This window comes from Sphingomonas hengshuiensis, from assembly GCF_000935025.1.
Classification (GTDB): Bacteria; Pseudomonadota; Alphaproteobacteria; order Sphingomonadales; family Sphingomonadaceae; genus Sphingomonas; species Sphingomonas hengshuiensis.
In genome coordinates this window covers 1,873,920-1,891,172 of record NZ_CP010836.1, presented here as the reverse complement: position 1 = coordinate 1,891,172, position 17,253 = coordinate 1,873,920, and the positions used below count along the sequence as shown (strand labels likewise).

At 66.7% G+C, this 17,253-nt stretch carries 4 protein-coding genes; 3 read left to right on the top strand and 1 reads right to left on the bottom strand.

What is annotated here, in order from left to right; all coding sequences use genetic code 11:
• The first annotated feature begins 119 nt into the window (after positions 1 to 119).
• From TS85_RS08300 to iolE, 3 genes are read left to right on the top strand one after another with little or no spacing between them, the layout of a single operon-like run.
• On the top strand, positions 120 to 2,045 hold the full coding sequence (locus TS85_RS08300; RefSeq protein WP_044331582.1) for a bifunctional 5-dehydro-2-deoxygluconokinase/5-dehydro-2-deoxyphosphogluconate aldolase: 1,926 nt from the start codon (positions 120 to 122) through the stop codon (positions 2,043 to 2,045).
• The gene (gene iolD, locus TS85_RS08295) at positions 2,042 to 3,868 is read left to right on the top strand and encodes a 3D-(3,5/4)-trihydroxycyclohexane-1,2-dione acylhydrolase (decyclizing) (protein ID WP_227698722.1); all 1,827 of its coding nucleotides are present in this window, start codon (positions 2,042 to 2,044) and stop codon (positions 3,866 to 3,868) included. Before TS85_RS08300 ends, iolD begins: the two co-directional genes overlap by 4 nt.
• Entirely contained in the window at positions 3,865 to 4,752 is an 888-nt protein-coding gene (iolE, locus tag TS85_RS08290) for a myo-inosose-2 dehydratase (protein WP_044331580.1), read from the top strand. Before iolD ends, iolE begins: the two co-directional genes overlap by 4 nt.
• Positions 4,753 to 4,807: 55 nt before the next feature.
• On the opposite strand, the gene TS85_RS08285 is transcribed toward iolE, so the two are convergent.
• A complete protein-coding gene (locus TS85_RS08285) occupies positions 4,808 to 17,173 on the bottom strand; it encodes a hypothetical protein (RefSeq protein WP_155006344.1) in 12,366 nt (4,121 codons plus the stop codon).
• Between the last annotated feature and the right edge of the window lie 80 nt (positions 17,174 to 17,253).

The window sequence follows — 17,253 nt, the reverse complement described above, 5'->3', positions numbered from 1 at the left end:
GCCTTGCCCATTCCACAGCTTGGCCCACCTACGCAACAGCGCGGCGCAATATGGAACGGGAGTTGCGATGTCTCTCCGTATGAAATACGAATTTCGTCAGGAGCAATCGATGGGCGGACATGACGAGCGGCAGGATTGATAGCCCGACATCACTGGACCTGCTCACCATAGGGCGTTCCAGCGTGGACCTGTACGGCGAACAGGTCGGCGGGCGGCTGGAGGACATGGCGAGCTTCGCCAAATATCTCGGCGGCAGCCCGACCAACACGGCGGTTGGCGCGGCACGGCTGGGGCTTCGCGCGGGCCTCGTGACACGGGTCGGCGACGATCATATGGGCCGCTTCATCCGCGAGCAGCTCGATCGCGAGGGCGTCGACACGCGCGGCGTGCGGACCGATCCCGATCGGCTGACGGCGCTGGCGGTGCTCGGTATCCGCGACGCCGAGACCTTCCCGCTGCTCTTTTATCGCGAGGATTGCGCCGACATGGCGCTGTGCGCGGCGGACGTGGATCCCGCGCTGCTCGCCTCGACGGGGGCGGTGCTGATCAACGGCACGCATTTGTCGCGCCCGGGCGTGTTCGCTGCCAGCGTGGCGGCGGCACGGGCGATGCGGGCACAGGGCGGGCGCGTGGTGTTCGACGTGGACTATCGCCCGGTGCTTTGGGGTGTCGCTCAACCGGCGATGGGCGAGCAGCGTTTCGTACCCGATGCGCATGTCACCGCGACACTCCAGCAGGTGCTGCCGCTGGTCGACCTGATCGTCGGTACCGAGGAGGAGATCCACATCCTTGGCGGCGCGACCGACACGATCACTGCGCTGCAGACGATCCGCACCCAGAGCCGGGCGCCGATCGTGATGAAACGCGGCGCGCAGGGATGCGTCGCGTTCGAAGGCGCGATCCCCGATGCAATCGAACAGGGGCTGGCCGTACCCGGCTTCCCGATCGAGGTGTTCAATGTGCTCGGCGCGGGCGACGCTTTCATGGCCGGGTTGCTCCGCGGTTGGCTGCGCGGCGAGCCGCTGGCGGTCGCTTGCCGATGGGGCAATGCCTGCGGAGCGCTGGTCGTGTCGCGGCATGGTTGCGCGCCGGCGATGCCGGGCTGGGATGAGCTTCAGGCGTTCCTTGCCCGCACCGACTGGCCGTTCCGCCTGCGCTCGGACGTCGGACTGGCGCAGCATCACTGGGCGGCGCACCGCGCGCGCCGCTATGACGCGCTGACGGTGCTGGCGGTCGATCATCGCAGCCAGTTCGACGAGATGGTCGTCGACCTTGGCGTTCCGCGTGACCGGATCGCGGGTTTCAAATCGTTGGTTCTGCGCGCCACGCACCGGCTGGCGCAGGGGGACACCCGCTTCGGCACCTTGCTCGACGGTCGCGACGGCGCCCGCGCGTTGGAGGCGGCGGCGGATTTGCCCTATTGGGTTGGGAGCCCGATCGAAGTGCCGGGGTCGCGGCCGCTCCAGTTCGAGGGCGGTGCGGATGTCGGCATCACGCTGCGCGAATGGCCGGTGCAGCAGGTGGTGAAGTGCCTCGTCTATTATCGTCTCGACGATCCCCCGGAACTGCGCGCGATGCAGGATCGCCAGTTGCTGCGGCTGTTCGATGCCTGTCGCGGCACACGCCACGAATTGCTCGTCGAAGTGATCGTGTCGGCGCACGGCCTGGTTGCGGTCGACACCACGGCGCAGGTGCTGGAGCATTTCTACACGCTCGGCGTCTATCCCGATTGGTGGAAGCTCGAGCCCGACGGCGATCCCGCCACCTGGGCGGCGATCGACGCCGTGATCGCGCGACACGACCCGCTCTGCCAGGGGGTATTGCTGCTCGGGCTTTCGGCAACGCCGCAGGTGCTGGTCGAGCGATTCGCGGCGGCGGCGCCCTTCACCATCGTGAAGGGCTTTGCCGTTGGTCGGACGATCTGGCACGATAGCGCGCAGCAATGGCTGACCGGCACGATCGACGACTCGGAGGCGATAGAGCGGATCGCGGCGAACTTCCGCGCGCTGGTGGAGGCATGGCGCCAGGCGCGCGCGGCGCTTTGATCGCGCCCGCTACCGTCCGGCTTACGGCCGGGCAGGCATTGGTCCGCTGGATGGCGGCACAGCACAGCGAAGTGGACGGGGCGATCCTGCCCTTTTTCGGAGGCGTCTGGGCGATCTTCGGCCATGGCAATGTCGCCGGGCTGGGCGAGGCGCTGGCGGGCGCGCCAGACACGCTGCCGGTGTTTCGCGCGCATAGCGAGCAGGGCATGGCGCATGCCGCCATCGCCTATGCCAAGGCCCACCGCCGCGAGCGCGCAATGGCCTGTACCAGTTCGATCGGGCCGGGCGCGACCAACATGGTGACGGCGGCGGCGGTGGCGCATCTCAACCGTTTGCCGGTGCTGTTCCTGCCCGGCGACGTCTTCGCCAGCCGCCGCCCCGATCCGGTGCTTCAGCAGCTCGAGGATTTCGGCGACGCGACGGTATCGGCGAACGATTGTTTCCGCCCCGTCTCGCGGCTGTTCGATCGCATCACCCGGCCCGAGCAGCTGATCGACGCCCTGCCGCGTGCAATGGCGGTGCTGACCGACGCAGCGGCATGCGGCCCGGTGACGCTGGCGCTGTGCCAGGACGTGCAGGCCGAGGCGTTCGACTATCCCGAGCATCTGTTCCGCACCCGCATCTGGCACCGCCGCCGGCCGGCGCCCGACGCAGGCGAGCTTGCGCGGCTGGTCGCCGCGATCCGCGAGGCGCGCGCGCCACTGATCGTGGGGGGCGGGGGCGTGCTCTATTCCCGCGCGGAAGCTGCGCTGGCGGCGTTCGCTGCGGCTACCGGCATTCCGGTCGCTGAGACACAGGCGGGAAAGGGGGCGCTGCCCTGGGACCATCCACAGGCGCTGGGCGGTATCGGAGTCACCGGGACCGATCCCGCCAACGGCGCGGCGCGGGGTGCCGATCTGGTCATCGGTATCGGCACGCGGCTTCAGGACTTCACCACGGGATCGCGCACGCTGTTCGCGCCCGGAGCCCGACTTTGCCAGGTCAATATCGCGTTGCACGACGCGGCCAAGCACGACGCGATACCCGTGCTCGCCGACGCCCGGGTCGTGATCGAGGCACTGACGGCGGCGCTGGACGGGTGGCACGTTCCGGCGGCTTGGCGTTCCACGTATCTCGGCGAGGTGGCGGCCTGGAACCGGGCGTTGGACGCGGCGACGGCGCCCGACGCGGCGATGCCGTCCGACGCGCAGGTCGTCGGCGCGGTGCTCGCCGCCGCCGATCCGGACGCAGTGGTGGTCTGCGCCGCCGGCGGGCTGCCGGGCGAGTTGCACAAGCTGTGGCGCACACGCCGCGCCGGCGGCTACCATGCCGAATATGGCCTCTCCTGCATGGGCTATGAGATTGCGGGCGGGCTGGGCGTGCGTATGGCGATGCCCGATCGCGAGGTGATCGTGATGGTCGGCGACGGCAGCTATATGATGCTCAACGCCGAACTGGCGACGTCGGTGGCGCTCGGGCTCCCGCTGATCGTAGTGCTGGTCGACAATCGCGGTTTTGGCTGTATCGACCGGCTCCAGCGCGCGACTGCGGGGCGTGCGTTCAACAACACGCTAGAGGCGCCGGTGATCGATTTCGTCGCCCATGCCCGAAGCCTGGGCGCGTTGGCGGAGGCGGTGCCCGATGTGGGGGCGCTCGGCGCGGCAATGGCGCGGGCGCGGGCGGCGGGGCGTAGCAGCGTGCTGGTGATCCGCGCCGATCCTGCGCGCGTCACGCACATTGGTGGCCATTGGTGGGACGTGGCGGTGGCAGAAGTCTCGCGCCAGCCCGAGGTACAGGCCGCCCGCAGCGCCTATGACCGCGCGCGCGACGGGCAGGGCGCATGACGCTCCGCTGGGGCGTCAGCCCGATCGCCTGGGCGAATGACGACCTGCCCGAACTGGGCGGCGGCACCACGCTCGAGACGATTCTGGCGGATGCGCAGGCGATCGGGTTCGAGGGGGTCGAACTGGGGCATCTCTTTCCCCGCGATCTGGCGGTGCTGGCGCCGCTGCTGGCGCGTTACGAGCTCGCACTGGTGGGCGGATGGTATGGCGCGAGCCTCCTGACGCGCGACGCCGATGCGGAGATTGCGGCGATGGCCCCGCATCTGGACCTCCTCGCCCGGACCGGCGCCGGCGTGGTCGTGCTCGCCGAGACGAGCAACGCCGTCCATGGCGACAGGACGAGCCGGCTCGACGGGCCGCCGCGGCTGGCGGCGTCGGACTGGGCGAGCTTTGGTGGCAAGCTCGACCGGGTCGCCGCTCATGTCGCCCGACGGGGGCTGCGGCTGGCCTATCACCATCACCTCGGCACGGTCGTCGAGAATGGCGACGACCTGGAGCGGCTTTTGGCGGTAACGGGGCAGGGCGTGGGGATCACGCTGGACACCGGCCATGCGCACTATGGGGGCATCGATCCCGTCGCAGTGGTGCGCGACCATCCGCACAGGATCGCGCATGTCCACTGCAAGGACGTTCGCGCCGCGCGGCATGCCGCCACCGCGGCGGCGGGCGGCAGTTTTCTTGACGGGGTGATCGCGGGCATGTTCACCGTGCCGGGGGACGGCGACCTCGATTTCGCTCCGCTATTCAGCGCGTTGGAGACGGCGGGCTATAATGGGTGGATCGTGGTCGAAGCCGAACAGGATCCCGCAAAGGCCGATCCGCGCGCGTACAGCACGCTGGGATTGAAAGCGCTGCGAGCGATCACGGGCCGGCGCGGCGCCTGACCGGGGTCAGGCGCCGTATCGTACGACCGTTACTGATCTTCCGCGCACTTCGGGGTCAGAAGTTCAGCTTCACCCGGATCGTGGCGGAATGGCTCTGGAAGGCGCGACGCACCTCGCCATCATATTGCACCCCAATCTGGAGGCGGTCGTCCTTCAGGAAGGACAGCCCGGCGCCGAGGCTCGCACCATCGCGTGCGCCCCGCGATGAGGTGCTGGTGAATGCCACGCCACCCAGGACCGCGGTCAGCGGGATCGGGCCGTTGGTGTAATTATGCACCCAACCGACCTTCAGCGACGGCAGGAACCGGCCCGAAGCGCTGTCAAAGATGCCCGATGCCTGGATGCCTGCCTCATGCCCGAAAGAGTCGACATTCAGCGAGCGGACCTGAAGATTGCTCAACCCGCCGCCGGTCTCGGCATAACCCGCGTTCTTGAGATGCACCTCGCGGACCCCCGCGAACGGCGTGACCGATGCAGTGTCGCTGAGCGGGACGGTGTAGCTGACCCGCAGATTGCCCAGATATTGCTGACCGTCGAACGAGGCCTTCGCCGTCTTTCCGAGGAAATCGATCCGGCGCTGCTGGCGATAGAAATTATAGCCGAAGCCGAGTTGGCCGTCGATCGCGAGGCCCGCCGTCTCTGGATCGCCCGGCTGCCAGGTGAAATATCCGGTAGCCTGGACACTGTCCAGCCGGGTCCTGCTGCCCGTCAGGTCGGCGCGACCGTCGGCGGTGCTGTTGACCCAGCTTAGTGCGCCGCCCGCGACGAGGTTGGACGTGGCGAACAGGTCGGCGCCGACCATTACGCCATAGCTGCTCGCCTTATAGGGCGAGGCCCCGGTGTCGACGCCGCGTTTCGCCGTGTTGAAGAGCATTTGCCCCCACACGGCGCCGCGCTGGCCCTGTGACCCGGCGGCGAGGCCGCGCTCCTCGCGCCCGCTGGCATTGGCCGCCAGCACTTCCTGGTGCTGGACGATCGCATTGACCGCCGGCGACACCGCGATCGCGACCACCTGCGGCGTCAACTGCGTGGGCGAGAGCTGGATGATGCCCCGCTCCTGCTCGTTCGGAGTCAGCGCAGCCAGCGGGATCAGGATGTTGGTGATGATCGGAGTACCCGCGGTGCCGCCCTGATCCGCGATCGCGTCGAGCGCCGCGCCGGTCCCGACGCCGGAACCCCCTGCCACTACGCCCGTCGCGGTGAAGCTGGTCGGCTGGACCGATTCGCTGACGGTCAGCACCAGTCCCGTGGCACCGCCGCTGGCGACGGAGAAGAAGGTGCCGCCAAATGCCCCGGCGGAGGCGGTGAGGTTGCTATAGGTAAGCCCGCCGGTCGCCTTGACCACCGTATAGGAATCGCCGGCTGCGATGGTGCCCGTACCCAGCGCGACCAGCTTGACCGTCGCATTGGTCAGGCTGGCAGTGCCGCTGACCTGCAACTGGCCATAGGCCGCGGTCGAAGTCACGCCGACCAGCAGCGTTCCCCCGGTCTGGCTATAATTGCCGGTGACCGGAACGACGCCGTTGATGCGCAGCGTGCCGCCATTGTTGATCAGGCTATGCGTACCGACATTGACCGCATCGTTGAGCAGGAGGTTGCCGGTCACCACCATGTTGCTCAGCAGGTTCTTGATCGTGCCCTGGCTCCCCGACGCATAGCCGGTGAGCGTGCCGAACACCGTGCCGGACCCGCCCGCGATGCGCAGGTCCGCGGTCGACAGGTTCTCGATATTGCCTGCGATCACGCCGGTATTGGCGATCGGACCCAGCGTGCCGGCATTATAGATCGCCGCAATCGATCCGCTTAGCGTGCCGCTGTTGCTGAGCGTGCCGAGGCTGCCGGCGCTGGCGATATAGACCGGATAGTCGGCGACGACGCTACCGCTGTTGGTCAGGCTGGCGAGGCTCGCGCCGATATAATTGTTGATCGGGGTCAGGACGAGGTTGTTGCCGCTGGCGCCTGCGCTGAGCGCGAGCCCGGTGATGGGTGCGGTGATGACCGACACCCCGGCATAGCTCGATCCGGCGCCGCCGGTGACCAGCGTGCCCGCCGCGCTGCCCGCGAGGTAATTGGCCGCGCTGACCAGGCTGGTCGAGATGGTGCCGCCGGAGAGGGTCGCGGCGCCGCTGACGTTGATCTGCTTGCCGGTTGCGAGGACCAGCGAGCCTGCGGTCTGGCCGAAATCGCCGGTGATCGCTGCGCTGTTGTCGAGGCTCAGCACTGCGCCGCTGTTAGTGACGGCGGATGCCACCACATCGTCATTGAGCAGCATGTTGCCCGAGGCGAACACCACAGCGCCCGCGCTGTTGCTGATCGTGCCGCGCGCGCCGCCGAGCCCGGTCAGGGTGCCGATCGTGGACCCCGTGCCGCCGGTGAAGGTCAGCGCCTGTGTAGCGACATTCTCGATATTGCCCGCGATCACGCCGGTGTTGGCGATCGGGCCCAGCGTGCCGGCATTGTAGATAGCCGCGATCGACCCGCTGAGCGTGCCGCTGTTGCTGAGCGCACCCAGGCTGCCGCTAGCGGCGACATAGACCGGATAATCGACGGCGAGGCTGCCGCTGTTGGCCAGGCTCGCGAGGTTTTCACCGATATAATTGTTGTTCGCGGTCACGACGAGGTTGTTGCCGCTGGCGCCCGAAGTGAGTGCGAGCCCGTTGATCGGCGCGGTTGCGACCGACACGCCGGTGTAGCTCGACCCGGCCCCGCCGGTGACCAGCGTGCCCGCCGTGCTGCCCGCCAAGTAATTGGCCGCGCCGACCAGGCTGGTCGAGACGGTGCCGCCGGAGAAGGTCGCCGCGCCGCTGACGTTGAGCTGCTTGCCGGTCGCCAGGACCAGCGAGCCTGCGGTCTGGGCGAAGTCGCCGGTGATCGCTGCGCTGCTGTCGAGGCTCAGCACCGCTCCGCTGTTGGTGACGGCGCTCGCCACGACATCGTCGTTGAGCAGCAGATTGCCCGAAGCGAACACGACAGCGCCCGCGCTGTTGGTGATCGTACCCCGTCCACCAGCCAAGCCGGTCAGCGTGCCGATCGTCGACCCGGTGCCGCCGGTGAAGGTCAGCGCCTGTGTAGCGACATTCTCGATATTGCCCGCGATCACGCCGGTGTTGGCGATCGGGCCCAGCGTGCCGGCATTGTAGATCGCGGCGATCGAACCACTGAGCGTGCCGCTGTTGGCCAGTGCGCCGAGGCTGCCGCTGGCGGCGACATAGACCGGATAATCGACGGCGAGGCTGCCGCTATTGGCAAGGCTCGCGAGGTTCGCACCGATATAATTGTTGTTCGCGGTCACGACGAGGTCGTTGCCGCTGGCGCCCGAGGTGAGCGCGAGCCCGGTGATCGGTGCGGTGACGACCGACACCCCGGTGTAGCTCGATCCGGCGCCGCCGGTGACCAGCGTGCCCGCCGCGCTGCCCGCGAAGTAATTGGCCGCGCTGATCAGGCTGGTCGAGACGGTGCCGCCGGAAAGGGTCGCCGCGCCGCTGACGTTGAGCTGCTTGCCGGTTGCGAGGACCAGCGAGCCAGCGGTCTGGGCGAAGTCGCCGGTGATCGCTGCGCTGTTGTCGAGGCTCAGCACCGCGCCGCTGTTGGTGACGGCGCTCGCCACGACATCGTCATTGAGCAGCATGTTGCCCGAGGCGAACACGACAGCGCCCGCGCTGTTGCTGATCGTGCCGCGTCCGCCTGCGAGCCCGGTGAGCGTGCCGATCGTGGAGCCGGTGCCGCCGGTGAAGGTCAGCGCCTGTGCCGAGATATTCTCGATATTGCCCTCGATCAGGCCGCTATTGGTGATCGGACCCAGCGTGCCGGCATTGTAGATCGCCGCGATCGAACCGCTGAGCGTGCCACTGTTGCTGAGCGCGCCCAGGCTGCCGCTAGCCGCCACATACACCGGGTAGTCGGCGACCAGGCTGCCGCTGTTGGTCAGGCTCGCGAGCCCGGCGCCGATATAGTTGTTCTGCGCCGTAACGACTAGGTTGTTGCCGCTCGCGCCTGCGCTGAGGGCAAGGCCAGTGATCGGGCCGGTGGTGACCGAGACCCCGGTATAGTTGGAGCCAGCTCCGCCGGTGACCAAAGTGCCCGCCGACGTCCCCGCCAGATAGTTGGCCGCATCGGGCAGGGTGGTCGCCACGCTGCCGCCGGTGAGGCTGGCCGCGCCGCTGACATTGAGCTGTTTGCCCGTCGCCAGCAAGAGCGATCCTGCGGTCTGGCTGTAATCGCCGGTGATTGCTGCGCTCTCGGCGAGGCCCAGTACCGCGCCGCTGTTCGTCACGGCGGATGCGACGATATCGTCGTTGAGCAGCATGTTGCCCGAGGTGAACGCCACCCCACCCGCGCTGGTGATCGTGCCGCGTCCGCCCGCGAGCCCGGTCAGCGTACCGGCGCTCGACCCGCTCCCGCCGGTGAAGGTCAGCGCCTGTGCCGCGGCGTTCTCGATATTGCCCGCGATCACGCCGGTGTTGGCGATTACTGGCAGCGCGCCCGTCGACTGGTTAGAGATCGCGATCGTCGCCTGGATCAGCCCGCTGTTGCTGAACTGGCCGATCGTGCCGCTGTTGAGGACGCCATAGGTCGCGCCCGAGAGCGTGCCGCTGTTCGTCACGACGTCCAGCGTTCCCGCATTGTTGAGCGCCGCGCTGGTCGGGGCGGCGGTATCCAGCACCAGCCCGCTATTGGTGAAGCTGCCGATGCTGCCGCCATTGTAGACGGCCAGCGCGCCGGCGATCGTGCCGCTGTTGGCGACGCTTGCGATCGTACCGCTATTGTAGAGCCCACGCGATTCGCCGCTGATCGTGCCAAGATTGACGACCGAGCCGATCGTGCCCGCATTGTTCAGCCCGGCGGCCAGTACCGCAGGCGTGTCGATCATGCTCCCGCTGTTCAGGATCGTGCCGATTTCGCCCGTGTTGTACACGCCGACAACCCCAGCAATCGCGCCGTTATTGTCGATCAGGCCGATCGTGCCGTTGTTGTTCAGCCCATAGAGGGTGCCGTCGAGCACGCCGGTGTTCGACAGCGTCCCGATGCTGCCCGAGGCAGCGACATAGGCGGCGGTGGTCACGGCGGTGATCGCGCCGCTGTTCACCAGATTGGCGAGCGAACCGCCGATATAGTCATTCCGCGCCGAGAGCAGCAGGCTTACCGTGCTGCCGATGGTGCCGGTCGCGGTGGTCACGGCCAGCCCGGTGATGCCGGAGGAGATGCTGACGCCCGAATAGCTGGAGCCCGCGCCACCGGAGACCAAGGTCCCGGCGCTGTTGCCGACGATGTAATTTGCCGAGGTATCGAACTGGTCGGTCGTGATGCGGCCGCCGCTGAGGTTCGCCACGCCGCTGACCTGGAGCGACGAGAGCCCGAGCGCGAGCGTGCCCGACGCCTGGCTGTAATTGCCGGTGATGTTGACGATGCTGGTGAGCTGCACCGTCGCCCCGTTGTTCACCACGGTGCCCGAGCCGACATTGATGGCGTCGTTCAGCACCATGCCGCCCGATGCGAAGACCACATTGCCCTGGGTATTGGTGATCGTGCCCTGGCCCGAGCCAGTGCCGGTCAGCGTGCCGAAGGTTCCGGCGCTGCCGCCTACGAATACCAGCGCTTGCGCCGCATCGTTCACGATATTGCCGGCGAAGGTGCCGCTGTTGACGATCGTCCCCAGCGCGCCGCTGTTATAGAGCGCGACCGCGCCGGCGATGGTGCCGCTGTTGGTGAGCGCGCCGAGCGTGCCGGTGCTTAAGACCGCGCCAATCTGGCCCGAGCCCGCCGAAAGCTGGCTGTTGACGATCGCGCCGCTGTTGTTGAGCGCAGTGATCGTGCCGCCGTTATAGACGCCCGCCGATGCCGCCGCGACCAGGCTGCCGGTGTTGCTGAGCTGGCCGATGCTGCCATTGTTGGAGATCGCGGTGCCGCCGACGTTGAACGTCCCGCTGTTGTTGAGCGCAGCGATAGCGCCCTGATTGGCCACACCGAAAGTGCCGCTGACGGTGCTGGTGTTCCCCAGCGTGCCGACCGAGCCGGTCCCGGCGATATAGAAGGCGGTGCCCGCGTCGAGGCTGGTCGTATTGTCGAGCGTCGCGAGCGTGCCGCCGACATAGTTGTTCGAGACATTGGCGACCAGGTTGGTGCCCTGAGTCCCGCCGGTGATCTCCAGAACGCCGATATTCGCGTTCACCGCGAGGCCGCTATAGGACGACCCCGTGCCGCCCTGGACCAGCGTGCCCGCGCTGGTGCCGGAGAGATAGTTGCCCGTCGCCGAGAAGCCGTCGACGGCGATGGTCCCGCCGCTGATGTTTGCGGTCCCGCTGACCGCGAGGCTGCTCGTGCCCAGGCTCATGCCCAGCGTACCACCGGTCTGGCTGTAGTCGCCGGTGACATTGACCGTCCGGTCGAGCTGGACCGAGGCGCCGCTGTTGACCAGCGTATGCCCGGCCACTGCGACGCTGTCGTCGAGCAGGATATTGCCGGACGCCAGCACGATGTCGGCGTTGCTGGTGATCGTGCCCTGCGCGCCCGCCATCCCGGTGAAGACACCATTGACGCCGGTGCCGCCGGTCAGCGTCAGGTTGGTGCCCGACGTGTTGAGCACATCGCCCATCACGGTGCCGCTGTTCGCGACGAGGCCGATGCCGCCCGCATCGACGATCGCGTTCGGCCCCTGGATCAGGCCGCTATTCGCGATCGTCCCGATCGTGCCGAGCCCGTTGATTGCAGCCACACTGCCCGACAGCGTCCCGCTGTTCGACAGCAGGCCGAGATTGCCGGTGCTCGCGACATAGACCGGCGTCGTGCCGCTAAGCGTGCCGGTGTTGGCGATGGTGCCGAGCGTGCCGCCGACATAGTTGTTCGCGACCGAGAGCAGCAGGTTCGTATTGCCGCCGATGGTGGCGGTCGCGTCCGTTACGCTGAGGCCGGTCACGCCCGAAGTGACGCTGACACCGCCATAGGAGGAGCCCGACGCCGCCTGGATCAGCGTGTAGGAATCGCCTGCCAGGTAATTTCCGGTGCTGGCCAGCGCGGCGGCGATGGTGCCGCCCGTGACGGTGGCGGTTCCGCTCACCGCAAGCCCACTCACGCCGGCATCGACCAGCAGCGAACCCGCCGACTGGCTGTAATTGCCCGTGATGCTCGTCATGCCGGGCAGGGTGATCACCGCGCCGCTGTTGACCACGCTGTGGCCGGTCGCGTCGATGTCGTCGTTGAGCAACAGGTTGCCGCTGCTGAACACCAGGTTGCTGGCCGTATTCACGATGCTGCCGCGGCCGCTCATGCCGGTCAGCGTGCCGATCGCCGCGCCGGTGCCGCCCGAGATGGTGAAGTCCTGTGCCGAGTCGTTGATGATCGAGCCCTGGATCAGGCCGCTGTTGGCGATACCGGCGAGCGAGGCGCCGGACGTGATGTACAATGCCTGCGCACCGCCCTGAAGCGTGCCGCTGTTGTCGATCAGCCCTATCGTGCCGCCATTGTTGTAAATCCCGATCGAGATCAGCCCGCTGTTGCTCAGCGTACCGATGCTGCCGCTATTCTGCAGCCCGGTGCCCGATGCGGTGGTCGCCGTCGTGATCGTGCCGGTGTTGATCAACGCGCCGATCTGGCCCGCGTTGTAGACGCCCTTGTCACCGCCCTGGATCAGCCCCGAATTGCTCAGAAGCGTCGTCAGGCCGAGGTTGGTGACGCCGGTGGACGTGCCGGACAGGGTGCCGCTGTTGTCCAGCGTGCCCAGGCTGCCGGTCGCGGCGACATAGACGCCGTCGGAAACGCCGCTGACGGTGCCCGTGTTGTTCAGCGACGACAGCGTACCGCCGACATAGTAGTTGCTGACACCCATCACGAGGTCGTTGCCGCTGGTGACCGCTCCCGCCGCCAGGCCGGTGATGCCCCCCGCATTGACGGTGGCGCCGCTATAGCTGGAGCCCGCGCCGCCCGACACCAGCGTTCCGGCAGTGCCGCCGAAAAGATAGTTGCCGGTCGCCGAGAAGCCGCCCACCGCGACGATGCCGCCCGTGAAGTTCGCCGCCTGCGTCACGACCAGCTTGCCGGTGGTGCCCAGGTTGAGCGTGCCTGCGCTCTGGGTGAAATTGCCGTCGACGTTGACGATCGTCGCCAGCGTGATGTCGGCGCCGGTGTTGCTGACGGTCAGCGCGCTGGCAGCTATGTTGACGGCTTTGATCGTATCGTTGAGCAGCAGCGCACCCGCGGCGAAGGTGAGGTTGCCGGTGGCACCGATCGTGCCCTGGGTCGTGCCGGTGGAGCCGGTAAACGTACCGATCGCGCCGCCGCTGCCACCGATGATGGTGCCGATCACGCCGCCGGATGGGTTGATATTGCCGCGGATCAGGCCGCTGTTGATGACCGTGCCGAACGTGCCGGCAAGCGCGTTTTGGCCCGCCAGCGTGCCGCTATTGTTGACCGCGGTGATGACGGCGTTGTTCTGGATCGCCACGCCCGCGCCGTTGATGACGCCGCTGTTGGTCACCGTGCCGATCGTGCCGCTGTTCAGGATCGCCCAACTGCTGTTGGTGATCGTACCGCTATTGACCAGCTGGCCGATGCTGCCCTGGTTCCACAGCGCGGTGAAATTGGCGTTGGTGATCCGCCCGGAGTTGCCGAACGTGCCGATCGTGCCGCGGTTGTTGACGCCGAATTGCGCGCCACCCAGCGTCCCGGTGTTCGACACCGTGCCGATGGTGCCGGTCGTTGCCACGTACAGCCCGGTGGACGCGCTGGTGAGCGATGCCGCATTGGCGAGCGTCGTGAGCGATCCGCCGACATAGTCGTTGGTAATCGCCAGCAACAGGTTGTTCCCGCTGATGCTCGAAGAACTCGCCAGGCCGGTGATGGTGCCGGTCGACACGGTCGCGCCGGAAAGCGACGAGCTCGCGCCGCCGGAGACCAGCGTATAGCTGCTCGCCAGGTAATTCCCCGTGCTGGACAGGCTGGCGGCGACGGTTCCGCCGCTGAGGTTCGCCGCGCCGCTGACGATCAGGCTGCTGGTGCCGGGCGTGACGCTGAGCGTGCCTGCCGATTGGCTGTAATTGCCGGTGATGCTGATATTGCTGGTCAGCGACAGGCTGGCGCCGGTGTTGCTGACGGTGCGGCCGGTGGCGATGATCCGGTCGTTCAGCAGCAGATTACCCGATGCGAACACCACGTTGCTCAGCGTGTTGTTGATCGTGCCGATGCCCGACGTGCCGGTCAGCGTACCGATCGTGCCCGCCGCGCCGCCGGTGATCGTCAGGTTGTTGGCGGTCTGGTTGTCGATCCGGCCCTTGATGACGCCACTGTTGGAAAGCCCGCCCAGGCTGCCCGACACGTAGATCACGTTGTTGCCGCTGAGCGTGCCACCATTGGCGTTGACCAGCGTGCCCAGTGTGCCGGCGACGTTCAGCGCGTTCGTGGCGTTGCCGATATAGCCGCTGTTGACCAGCGACCCCAGCGTGCCGCTGACCTGGACGGCGCTCTGCCCCGAGGTGATCGTGCCGCTGTTGTTGATCGTGCCGGCGTTGCTGTTGCCGTCGAGATAGATACCCTGCGGCCCGCCGTTGATGCTGCCGCTGTTGCTGAGCAAGCCCAGCGTGCCGTAATTGGCAAAGCCCGCCGAGCCCGAGGAAATCAGGCCGGCATTGGTGAGCGTACCCATCGACGTGTCGTTCTGCAGGCCCGCCGCAGTGCCGCCCAGGATCGTGCCGGTCGATGTGTTGGTCAGGTTCGTGATCGTGTTCTGGTTGCCCAGGCCCTTTTGCCCGCCGCTGATCAAACCGCTGTTGGACAGGCTGCCGATGCTGCCATTGCTGCTGAGGCCATCATTCAGGCCGGTCAGCGTGCCGCTGTTGATAAGCGTGCCGATCGCGCCGGTGTTGGCGACGTAGAGCGCCCAGGTCGTGCCGCTGATCGAGTCGCTATTGTTGATCGAAGCCTGCGTATCGCCGACATAGATGTTGTTGGCCGACAGCAGCAGGTTGGTGCCGCTGGTCGAGCTGCCAAAGGCCAGGCCGGTAAAGCCGCCGCTCGACACGATGCTGACGCCCGAATAGCTCGATCCGACACCGCCGCTGACCAGCGTACCGCCGGCCGCCCCCTTCAGATAGGTCGCGTTGGTCGAAAAACCGTTGGCGCCGGTGGTGATCGTGCCGCCGGTGATGCTGGCCGCCTGTGTGACCGCCAACTTGCCGGCAGTGCCCAGGTTGAGCGAACCCGCGCTCTGGCTGAAATTGGCGTTGACGTTGACGATCGTCGAAAGCGTGATGTCGGCGCCAGTATTGCTGACGGTGACCGCGCTGGCGGCGGCGGTCTTCACGGTGATCGTGTCGTTGAGGAGCAGCGCGCCCGACGCGAAGGTCAGGTTGGCATCGACGCCGAGCGTTCCCTGCGACGTGCCATTAAAGCCGGTAAAAGTGCCGACGGTGCCACCCGACCCGCCGATGATGGTGCCGATCGTGCCACCATTGCCGTTGACGTTGCCCAGGAAGAGGCCGCTGTTGCGCACCGTGCCGAATACGCCGGCAATGGCGTTTCCGCCGCTCCCGCCCGACATCGTGCCGCTATTGTCGATCAGCGTCATGACCGCGTTGTTCTGAACCGCGTTGCCCGCACCCGCGATGACGCCGCTGTTGGTCAGCGTGCCGATCGTGCCGCTGTTCAGGATCGCCCAGCTGCTGTTGGTGATCGTGCCGGTGTTGACGAGCTGCCCGATGCTGCCCTGGTTCCACAGTGCAGTGAAGTTGTTGTTGGTGATCCGGCCCGAATTGCTGAGCAGGCCGATCGTGCCGCGGTTGTTCACGCCGAACTGCGCGCCGCCGAGTGTGCCGGTGTTCGAAAAGGTGCCGATGCTGCCCGTCGTTGCGACAAACAGGCCGGTGTCGCTGCTGGTCAGCGCCGCAGCGTTGCTCCCGGTCGCCAGCGTGCCGCCGACATAGCTGTTGTTGACCAGCAACTGCAGCGCCGTGCCGGTCGCGTTGACCGACCGGTCCAGATTGGCGAGTGTGCCGATATCGACCGTCAAGCCGAAGATGTTCAGGCTGGAACCACCGAGCAGCGTATAGGTGCCCGCCAGATAGTTGCTCGTGCTGACGAAGTTCGACTGGATCGTGCCGCCGCTGGCGGTCGCCACGCCGGTGGCGATCAGGCCGCCCAGCGGGTCCACGACGAGCGTGCCGGTGATCTGGTTAAAGGCGCCGGCAAGGTTGATGCCGCTGTTGAGCAACAAGGTCGCACCGTCATTGACGACAGTTCGGCCCGTGGCGTTGATATTGCTGTTCAGCACCAGATTGCCCGATGCGAACTCCAGGTTCGCCATGGTGCTGATGATGCTGCCCTTGTTGGTCAGCGTGCTGCCGGTCAGGGTGCCGAACGTGGCACCGGTGCCGCCGTTGATCGTCAGCACGTTGGCGCTTCGATTGACGATACTACCCGCGATCACGCCGCTGTTGGTGATGTTGGGCACGGACACGCCCGATCCAAAATCCAGCGCAATGGCGCCGCGCACCGTTCCGCTGTTGATCAGCGAATTGAACGCGCCGGTCCCGATCGAAATACCGTAGCTGCCGCCGCTGATCGTGCCGCTGTTGTTGATCGTACCGATCGTGCCGCTTGAATGGAAAACGCCGGCCTGGGCGCCGATGATCCGACCGGTATTGGTTACCTGGGACATCGTCCCCGAATTCCACAGGCCGCCGGTGGCGCCGCTGATCAGGCCGCTATTGGTGATCTGGCCGATCGAAGAACTGAGCGTGTTGTTGCCCACGCCGCTGCTGGAACTGCTGATGATCGTCCCGGTATTGATCAGCGCCAGGATAGAACCGGCATAGTTGGCGACGCCGCCCGCGGCCTGGGAAGCCCCGGCGCCCACGCTAATCGTGCCGGAATTGCTGATGGTGCCGATTGTGCCGCCGAAGAAGTTGGAGATACCGCGCCTGGTACCCGCAATCACCCCGGTGTTGCTGATCGATCCGATCGATCCGTAATTGCCCACGGCGGTAAAGCCGCTGATCCGCCCCGAGTTGGTCAGTGTACCGATCGTACCGCGAGTATTGAGAACGATACCCGTCGCTACCGCCGAGATCGTACCGCCAGCGAGGTTGTTCAGCGCGGCGAGGCTGATCGTGTCGGTGCTCGTCGCGCCGATGAAAATCGCCATGTTGCCGCCGGACGTATCGTTGATCAGGCCGCTGTTCTCCAGCGTGCCCAACGCCGCACCCGGCCCGCCGGTGATGGTGAGGGCAGTTGTGCTAGTAACGCTGATCGTCCCGGTAGGGGTGATCGTGAAATTTGTACCGGGCGACGAACTGCCGCTCCAAACGGTGCCCGTCGTTATCGAGCTGGCAATGGTCGTGTCCTGGGCGAGCACTGGCGTTGCGGCCAGCCCCATCCCGATCACGATTAGCGAGGAACCGGCCAGAATTGCCCTGTTATAGCTCGTGCGCGCCATACTTCCCCCAAAAAAACAAGCGGCACACGGATTTTGTGAAAGGTTCCTACGGGAAAATAGAAATAACTAACAAACGTTAA